The organism is Enterobacter sp. Lyrl_3 (genome assembly GCF_051948675.1).
GTDB lineage: Bacteria > Pseudomonadota > Gammaproteobacteria > Enterobacterales > Enterobacteriaceae > Enterobacter > Enterobacter cloacae.
The window spans coordinates 655,426-672,520 of record NZ_JAYJLI010000001.1 but is presented as its reverse complement, the minus strand read 5'-3'; the positions used below and the strand labels follow the sequence as shown (position 1 = coordinate 672,520).

Annotated in this window: 15 protein-coding genes and 1 riboswitch; of the genes, 6 read left to right on the top strand and 9 right to left on the bottom strand. The window is 53.5% G+C overall.

What is annotated here, in order from left to right:
* Nucleotides 1–263: 263 nt before the first annotated feature.
* Entirely contained in the window at nt 264–1,268 is a 1,005-nt protein-coding gene (locus VF709_RS03420) for a LacI family DNA-binding transcriptional regulator (protein ID WP_095908032.1), read from the bottom strand.
* A gap of 238 nt (nt 1,269–1,506) precedes the next feature.
* On the opposite strand from VF709_RS03420, the gene VF709_RS03415 reads away from it, so the two are divergent.
* Both VF709_RS03415 and VF709_RS03410 read left to right on the top strand, forming a co-directional pair.
* On the top strand, nt 1,507–2,748 hold the full coding sequence (locus VF709_RS03415) for an MFS transporter (RefSeq protein ID WP_038420168.1): 1,242 nt from the start codon (nt 1,507–1,509) through the stop codon (nt 2,746–2,748).
* Between the two features lie 16 nt (nt 2,749–2,764).
* Complete coding sequence (locus VF709_RS03410; RefSeq protein WP_038420167.1) at nt 2,765–4,198, top strand: glycoside hydrolase family 32 protein; 1,434 nt, start codon at nt 2,765–2,767, stop codon at nt 4,196–4,198.
* A gap of 75 nt (nt 4,199–4,273) precedes the next feature.
* On the opposite strand, the gene VF709_RS03405 is transcribed toward VF709_RS03410, so the two are convergent.
* Nucleotides 4,274–4,768, bottom strand: a complete 495-nt coding sequence (locus VF709_RS03405) for a hypothetical protein (RefSeq protein ID WP_126850834.1) — start codon at nt 4,766–4,768, stop codon at nt 4,274–4,276.
* Nucleotides 4,769–5,002: 234 nt separating this feature from the next.
* Entirely contained in the window at nt 5,003–5,830 is an 828-nt protein-coding gene (locus VF709_RS03400; RefSeq protein ID WP_080292706.1) for a YadA C-terminal domain-containing protein, read from the bottom strand.
* Nucleotides 5,831–6,502: 672 nt separating this feature from the next.
* Nucleotides 6,503–6,599: riboswitch (TPP riboswitch) on the top strand.
* Between the two features lie 36 nt (nt 6,600–6,635).
* Here VF709_RS03400 and thiM point away from each other — a divergent pair.
* From thiM to VF709_RS03385, 3 genes are read left to right on the top strand one after another with little or no spacing between them, the layout of a single operon-like run.
* On the top strand, nt 6,636–7,406 hold the full coding sequence (gene thiM / locus VF709_RS03395; protein WP_062728877.1) for a hydroxyethylthiazole kinase: 771 nt from the start codon (nt 6,636–6,638) through the stop codon (nt 7,404–7,406).
* Nucleotides 7,403–8,203, top strand: coding sequence for a bifunctional hydroxymethylpyrimidine kinase/phosphomethylpyrimidine kinase (gene thiD, locus VF709_RS03390; protein WP_038420163.1), 801 nt, complete (start codon nt 7,403–7,405; stop codon nt 8,201–8,203). Before thiM ends, thiD begins: the two co-directional genes overlap by 4 nt.
* Nucleotides 8,204–8,245: 42 nt before the next feature.
* Nucleotides 8,246–8,992: a GntR family transcriptional regulator gene (locus VF709_RS03385; protein WP_149896212.1), complete on the top strand. Its 747-nt coding sequence runs from the start codon at nt 8,246–8,248 to the stop codon at nt 8,990–8,992.
* Here the strand turns inward: VF709_RS03385 and VF709_RS03380 are convergent.
* The 3 genes from VF709_RS03380 to VF709_RS03370 are packed head-to-tail and all read right to left on the bottom strand — an operon-like array spanning nt 8,966 to nt 12,194.
* Nucleotides 8,966–9,919: a PfkB family carbohydrate kinase gene (locus tag VF709_RS03380; protein ID WP_440230891.1), complete on the bottom strand. Its 954-nt coding sequence runs from the start codon at nt 9,917–9,919 to the stop codon at nt 8,966–8,968. The two genes, VF709_RS03385 and VF709_RS03380, sit on opposite strands and share 27 nt — an antisense overlap.
* Complete coding sequence (locus VF709_RS03375) at nt 9,916–10,920, bottom strand: ADP-ribosylglycohydrolase family protein (protein WP_149896213.1); 1,005 nt, start codon at nt 10,918–10,920, stop codon at nt 9,916–9,918. Before VF709_RS03375 ends, VF709_RS03380 begins: the two co-directional genes overlap by 4 nt.
* Entirely contained in the window at nt 10,917–12,194 is a 1,278-nt protein-coding gene (locus VF709_RS03370; RefSeq protein WP_038979525.1) for a nucleoside permease, read from the bottom strand. The genes VF709_RS03375 and VF709_RS03370 overlap by 4 nt, the downstream gene beginning before the upstream one ends.
* 252 nt (nt 12,195–12,446) lie before the next feature.
* Between VF709_RS03370 and fbaB the strand changes: the two genes are divergently transcribed.
* On the top strand, nt 12,447–13,499 hold the full coding sequence (fbaB, locus tag VF709_RS03365; protein ID WP_008500869.1) for a class I fructose-bisphosphate aldolase: 1,053 nt from the start codon (nt 12,447–12,449) through the stop codon (nt 13,497–13,499).
* A 46-nt stretch (nt 13,500–13,545) separates the two neighbouring features.
* On the opposite strand, the gene yegS is transcribed toward fbaB, so the two are convergent.
* The 3 genes from yegS to trhP all read right to left on the bottom strand — a co-directional run bounded on the left by yegS (nt 13,546) and on the right by trhP (nt 17,001).
* Nucleotides 13,546–14,445: a lipid kinase YegS gene (gene yegS, locus VF709_RS03360; protein ID WP_149896214.1), complete on the bottom strand. Its 900-nt coding sequence runs from the start codon at nt 14,443–14,445 to the stop codon at nt 13,546–13,548.
* Nucleotides 14,446–14,559: 114 nt separating this feature from the next.
* Nucleotides 14,560–15,324, bottom strand: coding sequence for a hypothetical protein (locus VF709_RS03355; RefSeq protein WP_029881787.1), 765 nt, complete (start codon nt 15,322–15,324; stop codon nt 14,560–14,562).
* 315 nt (nt 15,325–15,639) lie between these two features.
* A complete protein-coding gene (gene trhP / locus VF709_RS03350) occupies nt 15,640–17,001 on the bottom strand; it encodes a prephenate-dependent tRNA uridine(34) hydroxylase TrhP (protein ID WP_040022494.1) in 1,362 nt (453 codons plus the stop codon).
* Between the last annotated feature and the right edge of the window lie 94 nt (nt 17,002–17,095).

Here is a 17,095-nt window from a genome sequence, read left to right as displayed (position 1 = left end):
CCAATATAGAGCCTTTTGCCACGGGGCTCAATGGTTAATTTGTTTACTGTTTTGTGACATGGGGCACAGGGGACGGAATATCCCCGTTTTGAGAAAGAAAATTATGCGTTATGACAAATAAAAACAGCCGGTTACGTGCTAACTGCCCGGAGGGTAAAATCATAAAAAAGAGTGTGACAAATCGTGCCATTTTTCCCTGAAAGGGAGGTTGACCGCCTCCTTAGCCTGCTTATTACTGCGACAGGGCTAAAAAGCGGTGGTCATCATAGATGCGTAATGGAATTCCGCATTAAAAATGGACTTTCAACGCGCGTGGTTTCCCGATGGGTTTCACCGTTAATAATATGCAGGGCACTGAGGCGACCAATTTCATAATGCGGCAGTTGAACCGTTGAAAGAGGCGGAAGAAAGAGTTCTCCAATGCCCACCATATTGTCATAGCCGATCACCGCGATATCTTCAGGGATGCGAATCCCTTGCGCCAGCAGGGTCTGGTAAACCATCAATGCGATACGATCGTTGCCGCAGATAACCGAGTCGAACTGGGGAAGACCATTCTGAATGTGCGCCTGCAGAACTGACGGAATGTCGCGATAGTGCTCGTCCCCAAACGCCATATAACTATGATCCAGACGGTCCGGGTCGAGCCCCGCTTCACGGCATGCACGTTCCAGCCCGTGACGGCGTCGGGTTGTGGCCAGATGATCTGCGGGTAAATGCAGGCACAGGGGCTGTCGATAGCCTGCGGCGAGTAACGCCTGTACGGCGGCGTACTGCCCCTGTTCATCATCAGGAATATAGCTGGCGACCTCTTCATCGATACTTTCGCAGTTGGCCAGCACGCAGGGAAGGGTAAGGAGCTTGGCCGGGAGAGGAACCTGACGTAATCCCATGGTGGTGTAAATAATGCCGTCCGGGCGGTGAGAGAGCAGCAGATCGACGATTGCCTCCGGGTTGTCATCGGTAAACATATTCATGACGAAACTGTTCCAGCCGTGCATCCGGGCCGTCTCTTCAATGGACAGCGTAATCTCCACCGAGAAAGGTGTCGTCACCGTATCGAGTGCCAGCACGCCTATGGTTTTTGGCGAGGCATGCGCGCCGCGTACTTTCTTCGCGGAAAGATCGGGTACGTAGCTGATCTGCTCAATAGCCTGCTGTACGCGTGCCAACGTTTCCGGTTTAAGGCGCTCCGGGTTGTTAAGCGCACGTGAGACGGTCATCAGCGATACGTTAGCCAGCTTTGCGACGTCCTTCAGGGAAGCCATTTTCTTACTCCGTTAATGTCACGTGTTAAAGAGTATACAACTAAGTTACTGATGTAAAAGGAAAGGGGGTATGTGAGTGGAGCCAGACAGGATTCATTGATGAATAATTGATCGCGATCTCACTTCTGTAATGTTAACGTTAACTTTCGTGATTAACATCATGAATCTGCTCCAAACCGCATGAGTAACGCTCAATGTTAACGTTACCATTTTGTCATTACTCCAACATGAGAATGTCATGATGAAAACGCATCACTCTCACAGCTATCCCTTATTGAGCGCATTACTGTTTTTCTTTTTTGTCACCTGGTCTTCTTCCGGCTCTTTGCTTTCCATCTGGCTCCACCAGGAGGTGGGCTTAAAAGCGGGCGACACCGGCAATATCTATGCCGTGCTTTCTGTCTCCGCGCTTTTCGCTCAAATCTGCTATGGATTCATTCAGGACAAACTTGGTCTGCGCAAGAACCTGCTCTGGTTTCTGACCAGCCTGCTCATTCTTTCTGGTCCGGCCTTTTTGCTGTTTGGTTATCTGCTGCAGATTAACGTCTTACTCGGCAGTATTTTCGGCGGGATTTATATCGGCCTGACGTTTAACGGTGGGATAGGGGTACTGGAGTCCTATACCGAGCGTGTCGCCCGCCAGAGCCAGTTTGAGTTCGGCAAGGCGAGGATGTGGGGATCGCTTGGCTGGGCGGTGGCAACCTTTTTCGCGGGACTTCTGTTTAACATTAATCCGAAGCTGAACTTCGCTGTCGCGAGCTCTGCAGGGCTGCTGTTTTTTGTTTTGCTGGCGCGTCTCAGGGTCTCTTCCGCCCCGCACGCCATGCAGGAAGCGGTATCAGGCGGTAAAGTCACGCTGGAAGATGCATTGCGTCTGCTGACGCTGCCGCGGTTTTGGGCGCTGGTATTTTTTGTTATCGGCACCTGTATTTATGGCGTTTACGACCAGCAGTTCCCGGTCTATTTCTCCTCCCAGTTCCCGACGTTACAGGAAGGAAACGCCATGTATGGCTATCTCAACTCCTTCCAGGTTTTCCTTGAGGCGGCGGGCATGTTCTGCGCCCCATGGCTGGTGAACCGCCTTGGCGCAAAGAATGGCCTGATTTTTGCGGGAATGGTGATGGCGATGCGTATGGTGGCTTCGGGGCTGGTTGAGGGGCCGGTACTGATCTCCATTACCAAGCTATTGCACGCGGTCGAACTGCCCGTTTTGCTGGTCTCAATCTTTAAATACAACAGCTTACATTTCGATAAACGGCTCTCTTCCACCCTCTATCTGGTGGGCTTTGCCTGTACCAGCTCGGTGATCGCCTCGGTCCTGTCGCCGCTGGCGGGTTACAGCTATGAGAAATACGGCTTCGCCCAATCCTATCTCATTATGGGGCTGTTAGTTTTCAGCACCACGTTTATCTCCATCTTCCTGTTGCGCTCGGGTAAATCCTCTTCTGACCCGCTCATGCCGCAACCTTCCACCATCTGATCGAAAGAGTAGAGAAATGACGTATTCAATTACTAAAGCAGAGCAGGAACTTCAGTCCAGACGCGAAGAGCTCAATCTGCGCTGGTATCCACGTTACCACCTCGCTGCGCGCGCTGGCTGGATGAACGACCCAAATGGCCTGGTCTGGTTTGACGGTTGGTATCACGCTTTTTACCAGCATCATCCGTACTCGACCCAGTGGGGGCCTATGCACTGGGGCCATGCGCGTAGCAAGGATTTAGTTCACTGGGAACATCTCCCCGTTGCGCTGGCGCCAGAAGGGCCTGAAGACAAGGATGGCTGTTTTTCCGGATCGGCGGTGGTGGATGGCGATACGCTGGCGCTGATTTACACCGGACATAAATTCCACGGCGATCCTGATGACGAGGCGAATCTCTACCAGGTGCAATGTCTGGCGACCAGCCGTGACGGCATTCATTTTGTCCGGCAGGGAATGATCGTTGATACCCCGCCAGGCCTGCATCACTTCCGCGACCCGAAAGTGTGGCGTGAAGGGGAGAGCTGGTACATGGTTGTCGGTGCGCGGGACGGTGAGACGGGCCAGGTGCGTGTATATCGTTCTGCCGATCTGCGCGAGTGGCAGAATATGGGCGTGCTGGCGGTGGCTGAAAAAGAGATGGGCTACATGTGGGAATGCCCGGACTTTTTCATGCTCAATGGCAAACGCGTGCTGATGTTTTCGCCTCAGGGGATGGCCGCTGAAGGATTCAAAAACCGTAATCTTTTCCAGAGCGGCTATCTGTTGGGCGAGTGGCAGCCCGGGCAACCTTTTGTGCGGGAAGGTGAGTTTGTGGAGATGGATCGCGGGCATGATTTCTATGCGCCACAAAGTTTCCTCACGCCTGATGGTCGTCGCATCGTTATCGGCTGGCTGGACATGTGGGAATCCCCGCTGCCGGAACAGGAGGACGGCTGGGCTGGCATGCTCTCTTTACCTCGCGAACTGACGCTTGGCGCGGATCACCGTCTGCAAATGCGGCCAGCCAGAGAGGTCGAAGGCCTGCGGGGAGCGTGGTTCCCCTGGCCGGTTAGCACGCTTAACAATCAGCAAATGACTCTGATGGAACGCTGCGACGCGATGGAGGTTATTCTGCAGTGGGATTGTGCCAATAGCAGTGCCGAGCAGTACGGCATGAGTCTGGGAGAGGGGCTGCGCGTCTACGTGGATGCTCAAATGCAGCGTCTGGTTCTTGAGCGAAACTATCCGCAGTATGGCTTGTGCGGGACACGAAGCGTCGCGCTGAACCTGGATAATACGCTTAATCTGCGTCTGTTCTTCGACAGTTCTTCCGTGGAAGTTTTTGTCAATGAAGGCGACGCGTGTTTAAGCAGCCGAATTTATCCTGAGGCAGGGCGAAGGGAAATAAATTTATTCGCCTGGGGTGGCTCAGCGTTATTATTCGAAGCCGGAGCCTGGCAGCTGGAGTGACGACTTCCCGTTCATTCGCATGGTGAGTTTGCAATAAAGGGGCAGCCACCCCTTTATTGTTGCCGGTTTAGATCATCATTTTGACAGCTGGCTGTTCACAACAATTCCCTTTTCAACCACCAGCGTTAAGGTATATCCCTGTTTATGCCATTTACCGTTGTTTGGTTTCCATCCTTGCCCCAGCAGGAATGCCGCACCGTCATCGATGGTACCGTTCATTACCGCTTCGGCCTCGCGGGAGAGCTGTTTTAAATCACGCGATTGACTTTTATCTGAATTTGCAGTGCATTCGCCGTTAGCTTCCTCAACCTGCGTACATCCTGAATGAGCAAGCTCTTTTCTGTGCTTATGCGTCATTTGTGCATGTTGCACCGCATAAGCCGCATTCGCAAAAGCCGCATTCATCGACGCGTTGCTGATCGCTGCCTGGCGTTGTGATTCTGCGAGATAACAGGTGTCTTTAGAAATGCCTTCATTAAGACACTCCTGCATCCTTGACGCCTTTGTTGAACATCCGCCGAGAAAATACGCTATGCCGAGTATGACTACAGTAAATATCGTTTTTTTCATTGCGCTAACATCTCGATTTTAATATATGCTGTGATGATAATAATTGTTATGAAAATAACTATCACCGCTAATGACCAGTAAATGATTTTAATTTTACACCCCAGTAGATCATTTAATTGCGCTCTTGCTTTGATATAAACAAAGCATGTCATTGCAAGAGCAGATATCTAAATTATTTCAGGAATTTAAACGCAACTTGCGATTAATGGTTTTACTCTATGTGGTTGTTTTTAATTACCAGCCAAGCCCTATACCCGCCCCTACAGCATAATCGTTATTCGTTGTGGTGGTGACACCCGCTTTCACAATGGCATGTTCACCCGCATGGAAGGACGCGCCTACCGCAACGGCGCTTTCGTCATGAAAAGTCCCGGCACCCGCACTCACCATAAACGTTTGATCCCGCTCGACTTGCGGCATTGAAGCGATAGCAACGGCACCGGCGATTCCACTACGGGACTCTTTTTTATTATCGTCCACGTCGTCTTTAAGGCTTTTAAACTGTGCGTTAGAACTTTTTTGCTGCTGAATAAGCATTTGTCGGGCCGCGTTGAGCTCCTGTGCTTGCCCGGCTGTTTGCGTAGTCAGCGTATTGATCTGTTTAACAGCGGCTGTATCAGTGACATTACGGGTGATAATCGTCGTCACGCCGTCTTTGCCCGGACGGCCATCACGACCATTAATGACCTGGTTGTGTTGACCGTCTAAATGTGTTGCCTGCGCGGTTTTCAACGCCGTTGCAGAACCATCAACAGAGGTTTGTATTGGGTCAACCGCAATTTGTTTCACGGGAGTTTTCTGCGGCGGCAGAACAGGCGTGGGCGCCTGACCAGGCTCAATATGCTGCCCGTCCAGGTGAGGGGCTAATAATACTGGCTGTGGTGCAACCGGTGTTTGTTGCGTCGGCAGGGTAATAACAGGTGTGGCAGTAAATTGCTCATTCTTTGCGGAAATATATGCGTCCCCCCAACTGGATGTAACCGGCGAGGTAGAGGCAAGAACTGCTGTGCCAGGAACAGAAGTTAAAATAAAAACAGATACGGCGGTTTTAATACATTTCATTTCCAAACTCTCATCAATAAAATTATTTCGCTATCCTGGCGGGAGGATATAACGTCTTGTTATATTTAATTTAAAAAAGGAGGTTACGGTGATTTTTTCTAAATCACTTTTTTTGTAACGCGCAGCAACTATCCCGGATATTCACGTTTTATTTATTGATCTTCATCAATACTGGCACACATGGCTAAAAAGGGGAGTTTGAGAGCGGATTGATCTACTCATTATAAAACAAGGAGTTAATTTTTATGGGGATTGACGGGCGTTCTTGGGTAAAACTAAGAATACATTAATCTTGCTTATCTGTTTTCGTCAAAAAATTAAATTTTTACGCCTGTTTAATTAATTTATTTAAAGCGTCTTTTGGTTTTTCTTTCTATTGATTTCGTTATTTGTTTTGAATGAAACTTTTATGATTGCCTCTGCAAAATATTTTCCACATGAAAAAATATCATGTTGTAACGGTTTAAAAACAACGAATTTATCGTGTTTAGGTAACAATGATTTAATTATCGCGAAACGTATAGCTAAAAAATACAGGAATGATCTCCCTACGATAAGCTGCGGCCACATGCTGCATGCGACTGGACTTGTAGAAACCCCTTGCACCGTGGCCTTCGCTACGGTTACACTAAATTCAAGCAAATGTTTGTATCTAACTATTTGTTTTAAAAGTATTTTGACTCGGGGTGCCCTTCTTTGTGAAGGCTGAGAAATACCCGTATTACCTGATCTGGATAATGCCAGCGTAGGGAAGTCAGATGCCTCCTCTGGTCATCGCTTCTTCACGCAAGGCAGGAGCGAACCTATGCAGCCTGACCTGCTCGATTTACACGTTTTACATCACTTCCGAACCCGTTCCCCGCTCACGCACTGTATGACCAATGATGTCGTGCAAACCTTTACGGCCAACGTTCTGCTGGCGCTTGGCGCTTCTCCGGCAATGGTGATTGAAGCCGAAGAGGCCGAGCAGTTTGCCGGGATGGCCGATGCGCTGCTGATTAACGTCGGTACCCTCACCACCCCCCGCGCCCAGTCGATGCGTCGGGCTATTGAAAGCGCGGTGGCGGCAGGCAAGCCCTGGACGCTCGACCCGGTTGCGGTGGGCGCTCTGGCGTTCCGTACCCGCTTTTGTCATCAAATCCTTGCCCTGAAACCAGCAGCCATTCGCGGCAATGCGTCGGAAATTCTCGCCCTTGCGGGGATGAGCGCAGGGGGGCGCGGTGTCGATACCACCGACACCGCCGCTGCCGCGCTGCCCGCCGCGCAGGCGCTGGCTCGCCAGACCAATGCCATTGTGGCAGTGACGGGGGAGGTGGATTACGTCACCGACGGCCAGCGCACCCGAACGGTTGCGGGCGGCGATCCGTTAATGACCCGCGTGGTGGGCACCGGGTGTGCGCTCTCGGCGGTGGTGGCGGCGAGTTGTTCCCTGCCGGGGGAGCGGCTGGATAATGTTGCCGCTGCCTGCGGATGGATGAAGCGTGCCGGAACGCTCGCCGTTGCGCAGTCTCACGGGCCGGGCAGCTTTGCCAGCGCGTTCCTTGATGCGCTGCATAACCTGGAGGCACAGGCATGAAACGAATTAATGCTCTGACGATTGCCGGTACCGATCCAAGCGGCGGTGCCGGTATCCAGGCCGACCTGAAAACGTTCTCCGCTCTTGGCGCTTACGGCTGCTCGGTGATCACCGCCCTGGTGGCGCAAAACACCCGTGGCGTGCAGTCGGTCTACCGTATCGAGCCTGATTTTGTCGGTGCACAGCTGGACTCGGTATTCAGCGATGTGCGCATCGACACCACCAAAATTGGGATGCTGGCAGAAACGGATATCGTCGAAGCGGTGGCTGAGCGGCTGCAACGTTATCAGGTGCAAAATGTGGTGCTGGATACGGTGATGCTGGCTAAAAGCGGTGACCCGCTGCTCTCTGCCTCTGCTGTTGAGACATTGCGCAAGAAACTGCTGCCGCAGGTGGCGCTGATTACGCCAAATCTGCCGGAAGCGGCCGCACTGTTAGACGCGCCACACGCGCAGAACGAACGTGAGATGAAAGAGCAGGGGAACGCCCTGCTGGCGATGGGGTGCGGCGCGGTGCTAATGAAAGGCGGCCATCTCGATGACGATGAAAGCCCGGACTGGCTCTTTACCCGCGACGGTGAACTGCGTTTCACGGCCCCGCGCGTGCATACCAAAAATACCCACGGTACGGGGTGCACGCTCTCTGCCGCGCTGGCGGCGCTGCGTCCACGGCACAACAGCTGGGACGATACGGTACGCGAGGCCAAAACGTGGCTCTCGGCCGCGCTGGCAAAAGCCGATACTCTGGAAGTGGGTCACGGTATTGGGCCGGTTCATCATTTTCATGCATGGTGGTAAGCCAGTATACTGGCAGGAAACACCACGCCTGAGAAAACAGAGATGGAACAAGCGCATACCCGGTTAATCGCTCAACTGAATGAACGGATCGCCGCGCCCGACAACATGCCGCTGTATCTGAAATTTGCCGAAACGGTAAAAAACGCGGTACGCAGCGGAGTGCTGGAGCACGGGAATATTCTGCCCGGCGAGCGCGATCTGAGCCAGTTAACCGGGGTGTCGCGCATTACCGTGCGCAAAGCGATGCAGGCGCTGGAAGAAGAGGGCGTGGTAACGCGCGCCCGGGGTTACGGGACACAGATCAACAACATCTTTGAATATTCGCTCAAGGAAGCGCGCGGGTTTTCCCAGCAGGTAGTGCTGCGCGGTAAAAAACCTAACACGCTATGGGTGAATAAACGGGTGGTGAAGTGTCCGGAAGAGGTGGCCAGCCAGCTGTCGGTACCCCCGGACAGCGACGTATTCTTGCTTAAGCGCATTCGTTACGTTGACGATGACGCGGTGTCGATTGAGGAGTCCTGGGTTCCGGTTGAGTTAATTCATGACCCGGACGCAATTGGCATCTCGCTGTACGACTACTTCCGTAGCCAGAATATCTTTCCGCAACGCACCCGCTCCCGGGTCAGCGCCCGGATGCCGGACAGCGAGTTTCAGGCGCATATCAGTATGGATGACAAAATACCGGTACTGGTGATCAAGCAGGTTGCGCTTGACCAGCAGCACCGGCCGATTGAGTACAGCATCAGCTACTGTCGCAGCGACCTATACGTCTTTGTGTGCGAGGAGTAATGCCTCGCGCGTCGGGGCGCAATCCCCGCCGCGGTGGCTGACCACCCAGGCCGCCACGGCATTCCCCAGCGTCACGGCATCCGCCAGACGCCATCCTGCCGCCAGACCGGCAAGCGTACCGCCCGCATGGCTGTCGCCTGCGCCAATGGTATCGACGACGGTGGCGGGAAACGCAGGAACATAACCCGATGCGTCGCCTTCATACCAGGCTGCGCCATCTTTGTCGTGACGAATAATCAGCGCGGCGCCATAACGGTGCTGCCACTGCACGCCTAAAGTATCAACGTCCATGCCAGCGCGCTCTGCGGCAATCTGCGCCTCCTGACGATTGAGCGACACGATAGGTTTCAGGGCCATGATCCGCGCCATCAGCGCGTCGGGAATATCAGCAATGCGGGGGCCAAAATCGATAAACGCGGTGATGTTTTCCAGCGACTCCAGCCAGCGTGTGAGCAGTTCGCGGGATGGCGATGCCAGCTGATAGCCGGACAGATACACCAGGCTACCCGGTGGGACGTTCAGCCCATCCAGCCAGTGCGGCTGCCACTGGTTCTCCACGCCGCTAAACGACATAAAGGTGCGTTCGCCGTCAGGCTCTACCAGCGCCAGACACCAGCCGTTATCGCCCGCTTCGGCCTCCACGGCGCTGTGCAGCTCCTGTCTTGCCATGGCGTTACGGATGATCTCCGCCCATACGCCGTGGCCGACGGGCAGGGCGTTTTGCGCCGCAATGCCGAGCCGCTTGAGGGCGATGGCAATATTCAGCGCACAGCCGCCGATATTCACCCCTTGTTGTTTCAGCTCGATATCGCATCCGCGCCAGGGCAGGGCGTACGCGTCGGCGATCACGTCGATGACCGCCGCGCCCAGCACCGTGACCGGGCGTGTGGCCTGTAATGTTTCAAGACGCTGGGCTAACGTACTCATACGCCCTCCCTTTGCTCCCGGTAGTGCAGCAGTTTTTCGCAATAGTAGTCAAAATCGAGCTGGTTTTCGGTATCGAGTTCATCCTTCAGCGCCGGGTCAATTGCCTGCACGCCGTGCAGTGCCCCGCAGATGGCCGTTGCCATCGCCCCGATGGTGTCTGTATCTCCGCCGAGGTTGGCGCACAAAATCGCGCAGCGGTTAGGGTCCGTACCGGCCAGCTCCACCATCGCAATCGCCGCCGGAACGGACTCGATGGTGCTGGTGCCCGCACCAATAAGCTGGTAAACCTGCTCGCTGGCGGAGTCGATACCGTGGGCTTCCCGCACGGTCTTAAGCGCCAGTTCAATACGGGCCGCCAGCGAGGCGCTGAAGGTGGTGGTATTCGCCTCCTGTGCGTAGCGGGCAATACCGGGCAGGGCATCGACGATGTTCTGCCAGCGCTCACCGTCGATGGCGCGCGAAACCGCCCAGGCAATCACCACGGCCCCGGCGATGGCGAGGTCCGATTTATGCGTCGGGCTGGAGGCCAGCGCGACCTGCCCGACAAAATGTTCCAGCCGCGTCGCCGGTAGCAGGCAGCCCAGCGGGGAAGCCCGCATCGCCGCCCCGTTGGTCACACCGTTGTTGTCCAGTTCGCTGACGGGTTTGCCGTCGCGGATGGCGTTAAGCGCGATTTTTGAGGTGGGACCCAGCACGTTTTTATTAAAGGCATCGAAATCCAGCGCCCAGTTCAGGATGTGTTTGCCGATGATATCCGCGTCAATCTCCCCGTCGCATTCGATAATCGCATCGGCCAGGCACAGCGCCATCGAAGTATCATCGGTAAACTCCGCGCGCTTAAAATAGCAGGCCGCGTTATTCTCTGCCGGGCCGGGTAAGAAGCGGTCGATCCAGCCGAAGTGCGCTTTGACGCGCTTTCTTGGCCATAGCTCGGAGGGCATACCCATCGCATCCCCTAACGCCTGCCCGTAAAGAGCACCGAGAATACGTTCTTGTTTCATTTAACTTCCCCTTGTGTCAGCGCAGCATCGCCATCAACCACCTCAATTGCGGTGATCTCTTTGTCCGATTCGCGGAAAAACAGCATAAACAGCACGGCGATCACGGCAATCATGATCGCACCGAATGTCCACATTCCGGCCCAGTTGAAGGTCAGCCCATTCACCGGCTCTTTGTAAGCGAACATTTTTTCCATCATCACGCCGCCCAGGCGGTAACCCAGCAGGCTACCAAATCCCTGACAGCACAGCGTAATCAGGCCTTGCGCAGCCGTACGCATATGCGCCGGCGCTTTTTTATCCACGTAGATATACGCGGTTACATAGTAGAAGTCGTAGCTCACCCCGTGCAGCAGAATGCCGAGGAACAGCAACGCATAGGTGAAGTATTGTTCCGCGCCACCGTAAACAAAGAAACCGTAGCGGATGGCGGCCGTGAGCAGGCCCAGCAGTAAGACCTTCTTAATACCAAAGCGTTTTGTGAAGAACGGCAGTGCCAGCATAAAGAAGATTTCAGAGAACTGGCCGAGCGTCATCCAGCCGGTGGCGTTTTTCATCCCCACTTCGGTGAGATAGCCGTTGGCGAAGATGTAATAGAAGGCCAGCGGCATCGCGAACAGGAAAGAGCAGAAGAAGAATACCAGGAAGTTTTTGTCGCGCAGCAGGATCAGCGCGTCCAGACCGAGCATCACTTTGAAATCCAGCTTGCCGGTACTTTTCGGCGGCGTATTCGGCAGGAACAGGGCAAACACGCCCAGCAGGGCGGAGCTGGCTGCGGTCATCAGCAGCGGAATGTTGGTATCAGAGATATCGCTATAGCCCAGCATCTGCGGCAGGAACCCGCATGCCAGACCGGAGGCGATCCAGCCGATAGTGCCCATCACGCGAATACGCGGGAAATCGGCTTCCACGTCATCGACGTTGGCGAAGGCAATACTGTTGGTCAGCGCAATGGTGGGCATATAGGTAAGAGAGTAGGCCAGCAGCAGCGGGAAGAAGGTGCTGAACTGGGTTTGCTGTGCGGCGAAGTACATCAGAACGGCACCGGCAAACATCAGCACCGCCAGCACTTTCTGGGCGGCAAAGAAGCGGTCGGTCAGCGAGCCGACGAGAATAGGCGACAGGATCGCCGCAATGGCCGTACAGGCGTAGGACCAGCCAATCTCCCCGGCGGTAAAGCCACTTTTGCTCAGCCATAGCCACAGCGGCACAAACCACGCTCCCCAGATAAACCATTCAACAAACATCATGAATGACAGTTGGACTTTCGTTTTCATTGTTTAATCCTGCATGTCAGTGAGAGTACGCCTTTAACATACCATTCAATAATACCTTTAAAATACCTTTGTGGTGATTGTTTGATCAATGTAACAGTTTTGTTCTACACGAATCGAGCCAGCAGATTGTGCTGAAAAAAAATGCAAATGCTGGAAAATCTGTTAAGTCGGTACCAGGCTTAGTCTGCCCATAAAAATGTGGGTCTGGATAAACACTCACCGACATGACGTCGGAATTACGGGAGCATCGCTATGACTGATATTGCGCAGTTGCTTGGCAAAGACGCCGACAGCCTTTTACAGCATCGTTGTATGACCATTCCAGCCGACCAGCTTTATCTGCCCGGCCACGACTACGTTGACCGCGTGATGGTGGATAACAACCGTCCACCGGCCGTGCTGCGAAATATGCAGACGCTCTATAATACCGGGCGGCTGGGCGGTACCGGGTATCTCTCGATTCTGCCGGTTGACCAGGGCGTTGAACACTCGGCAGGCGCCTCCTTTGCAGCCAATCCGCTCTACTTTGATCCGAAGAACATTGTTGAGCTGGCGATTGAAGCGGGCTGTAACTGTGTGGCCTCTACCTATGGCGTGCTAGCGTCTGTTTCACGGCGTTATGCCCACCGCATTCCTTTCCTCGTCAAACTGAACCACAACGAGACTCTCAGTTACCCAACCGAATATGACCAGACCCTCTACGCCAGCGTGGAGCAGGCGTTCAATATGGGCGCAGTAGCGGTTGGGGCAACGATCTACTTCGGCTCTGAGCAGTCCCGTCGTCAGATTGAAGAGATTTCCGCCGCCTTTGAACGCGCCCATGAGCTCGGGATGGTGACCGTGCTGTGGGCGTATCTGCGTAACTCCGCGTTTAAAAAAGACGGAGTGGATTACCACGTTTCAGCTGACCTGACCGGTCAGGCGAACCACCTGGCCGCAACCATTGGCGCTGACATCGTGAAGCAGAAAATGGCCGAGAATAACGGCGGCTATAAGGCGGTGAACTTCGGTTATACCGATGACCGTGTCTACAGCAAGCTGACCAGCGATAACCCGATCGACCTGGTGCGCTACCAGCTGGCGAACTGCTACATGGGACGCGCCGGGCTGATTAACTCCGGCGGTGCGGCGGGTGGAGATACTGACCTGTCTGACGCGGTGCGCACGGCGGTTATCAACAAACGCGCAGGCGGTATGGGGCTGATACTTGGCCGTAAAGCGTTTAAGAAATCGATGGCTGACGGCGTGAAGCTGATCAATGCAGTTCAGGATGTCTATCTGGACAGCAAAGTGACGATCGCCTGACGCCTCACTCTCCCTCTCCCTGTGGGAGAGGGCTGGGGTGAGGGGATTAGCGCAGAAGCACACAATCCGGCGGCAACCGGCACTGCAGCGCGCCGGGCAATACCTCTATGCGGAAATGCTCCCCGCTCAACGGTTCCCCATCCAGATTAAATGTCATCCCGTGCGGGGCATTTACTTCGAACCACGCGGATTTTCCGGCAATAATGTTTGGGCTCTCTTCGGGCTGCGTCAGCGTGGTAAATAGCGCGGGCAGCAGGCCGTCGCCGGTGAAAATACGCAGCTGAAGCTGACCGTCATTAATCAGCGCCTCCGGGCAAAGCTGCTGCCCGCCGCCTGCCTGACGACCGTTGCCAATGCCAATCACCAGCGCGTCTCCCTGCCACTGGAAATCCTCGCCGCGAATTTCACAGCGGTCCGGCTTGAGGGTGTCCATGCGCATCAGACCGTGGATCAGATAAGAGACACCGCCCAGCGCCGCTTTGAGTTTTTCCGGCGTTTCGCTGGTGATCCGCGTGCCGAACCCGCCCGTCGCCATGTTGATAAAGCAGGTTTTGTCATTCACCTGCGCAATGTCCACGGCGGTAGCTTTGCCAAGGATCGCCAGTTGCAGGGCTTTACTCAACTCCTCCGGAATGCCAGCGCTGGTGGCAAAATCATTGGCGGTACCGAGCGGTAAAATGCCCATCACCGGACGGTCTTCGCTGGGCAGGTCGATAAGCGCAGAGGCGATCTCATTGATGGTGCCGTCGCCGCCGCCGGAGATAATGGTTTCGACACCCAACGTCAGGCCTTCATGGATATACCGTGCCGCGTCGCCTTTTTCCCACGTGACCCGTACATGGATCCGCGCCCCGTCTTCCCGCAAATCAGTGATTGCCTGACGCAGCAGATCGTTGCCTGCACTTTTACCATTGAGAATCAATAAACTGTCTGGATAGGTTGCCATCCTCGCTGCTCCCTTTTTTAGCGTTAGTAAGAGTGTATAGCAGTGTGGAAAAAAGCGGGTAAGAACAGGACGAATCCAGTGAGTACACTGCCTTTCTAACTCATCACATACTCGCTATTTAATACCTTTTAAATCACATACGATTTTATTTAATTTAACGAAGTTAGTGATACCTACTATTATCAAGCCACCTATTGCTGTCAGTGCGACTACGAGCGCAGCGAGAACTTTTTTTCCAGTTGATTCAGATTCAATTGCATCCTGCAATTCTGTTCGTAGGTCAAGGTCATCAGTTGTGATATAAATACATGCATCTTTAAGATGCTGAATGGATTTTTCATCTTGGATGATTTTAAGACATTGAAGTTTGTTCCAGGAGTTATTATTATTTTTATCATATACCCGGTGTTTAGAAATATATAATTTTTCTGTATCGCTGACATTGTATGTGACATAACCTGCTTTCATGTAAGGCGCATCGTAGAGGATGCTACAAGCGGTAAAAATGAACAGAACACCGAAAAAAGTCGTGCTAACAGACTCCAGACGCATCGTTCTCTTGACTCCCACTGCGCCAAACCACCCTGTAAAACGCAATGTTGAACGTTCAATTATTCCTTCGCTTAGAGCCTTAGAAATTAATTTTGCATCATCAGCAGAGGCAACTCTCACGCCATTCTTTAACCTGAATAATTGCTGATTATAAAGCATCTCGTCGTACTCGACATATTCTTTATCAGAGTATTTAATGCGGAATAATTTTAGAATGAGTCCAGTAAAGAAACTGATGCTTGGTGATTTCATAAAAAATAATATCGCCAAAAAGAACGCTATATAAATTTTGTACTCACCAAATGCTTCGAAAATATAGTTATTCATCACTCAGGGTCCTTTTGATAAGTTCAATTGAAAATCATTAATCAACGTACATGGATTTCATATCCAGAGTATCAAACCACTCCAGAGGCCATGGGAGTTTTTTGTCTACGACCCAGCAGGCACGCAGGCGAGACTTGGTATAGAAAAAAATAAGCCCACGTAAGGGAGATTACGCGGGCTAAGGAGGTGGTTCCTGGTACAGCTAGCATTTATGGGTTATGTTTTTCAGCGCTGGGGATAATACCCGTATTGAACGAAGCGGTATGTGATCCGATTCTAAGAATTTTCCCGGCGCGAAAAAATTTCCCTGGTTGACTATTTACTATGCGGATTTCGGGTGCTTTCACCGTTGAAATTGCGCATCAGCAGGGCAAACTCCAGCTCCACCTCTTCCGGTACAGGCAGCCAGACGGTATGACCATTGCCCGGCGCAACCTCAATCGCTTCGCCTTTGCCGTTCTCCAGGTGTTCCAGCGTGAAGTTCATGTTGCCCTGCGGGGTCATCAGCTCCAGGCTGTCGCCTTTGGTGAACTTGTTTTTCACCGCCACGGCGGCCAGCGCACCTTTGCGCTCGCCGGTAAAATCGCCGACAAACTGCTGACGCTCGGACACGGAGTAGCCGTGCTCGTAGTTCTGATAATCGTCATGGGTATGACGACGCAGGAAACCTTCGGTATAGCCGCGGTGCGCCAGACCTTCCAGAGTTTCCAGCAGGCTGGTGTCGAACGGTTTACCGGCTGCCGCGTCGTCAATCGCTTTGCGGTACACCTGTGCGGTACGCGCGCAGTAGTAATAGGATTTGGTGCGGCCTTCAATTTTCAGGGAGTGCACGCCCATCTGGGTCAGACGTTCAACGTGGGCGACGGCGCGCAGATCTTTTGAGTTCATGATGTACGTGCCATGCTCGTCTTCAAAGGCGGTCATGTATTCGCCCGGACGTTTGGCCTCTTCAATCATAAACACGCTGTCGGTTGGCGCGCCGATGCCCAGCGTAGGCTCAACGTTCGTAACCGGGATTGGCTCATGCTTGTGGACGATATTACCGATATCGTCCTCTTTGCCTTCCTGGACATTATATTCCCAGCGGCAGGCGTTGGTGCAGGTCCCCTGGTTCGGGTCGCGCTTGTTGATGTAACCGGAGAGCAGGCAACGCCCGGAGTAGGCCATGCATAGCGCACCGTGAACGAAAATTTCGATTTCCATATCCGGCACCTGGGTGCGGATCTCTTCAATCTCGTCGAGGGAAAGTTCACGCGACAGAATGACGCGGGTCAGCCCCATCTGTTTCCAGAATTTGACCGTCGCCCAGTTCACGGCGTTAGCCTGCACGGAGAGGTGAATATCCATCTCCGGGAAGTTCTCCCGAACCAGCATGATTAAACCCGGATCCGACATGATCAGCGCGTCCGGCCCCATATCCACCACCGGCTTCAGGTCACGGATGAACGTCTTCAGCTTGGCGTTGTGCGGCGCGATGTTGACCACCACGTAGAATTTTTTGCCCAGGGCATGCGCTTCGTTGATGCCGAGCTGCAGGTTCTCGTGGTTGAATTCGTTGTTGCGCACGCGCAGTGAGTAGCGCGGCTGGCCCGCGTAGACGGCGTCGGCACCATAGGCGAAAGCGTAACGCATATTTTGCAGCGTTCCCGCCGGGGAAAGGAGTTCCGGTTTAAACATGTTTATTCTCGTTCTGATGACAGGTCAGATCCGCGTGCACCAGGTGCAGCGGTAAGGGGAGATCCCCCACTTTAAGGGCGGGCATTGTAGCGCC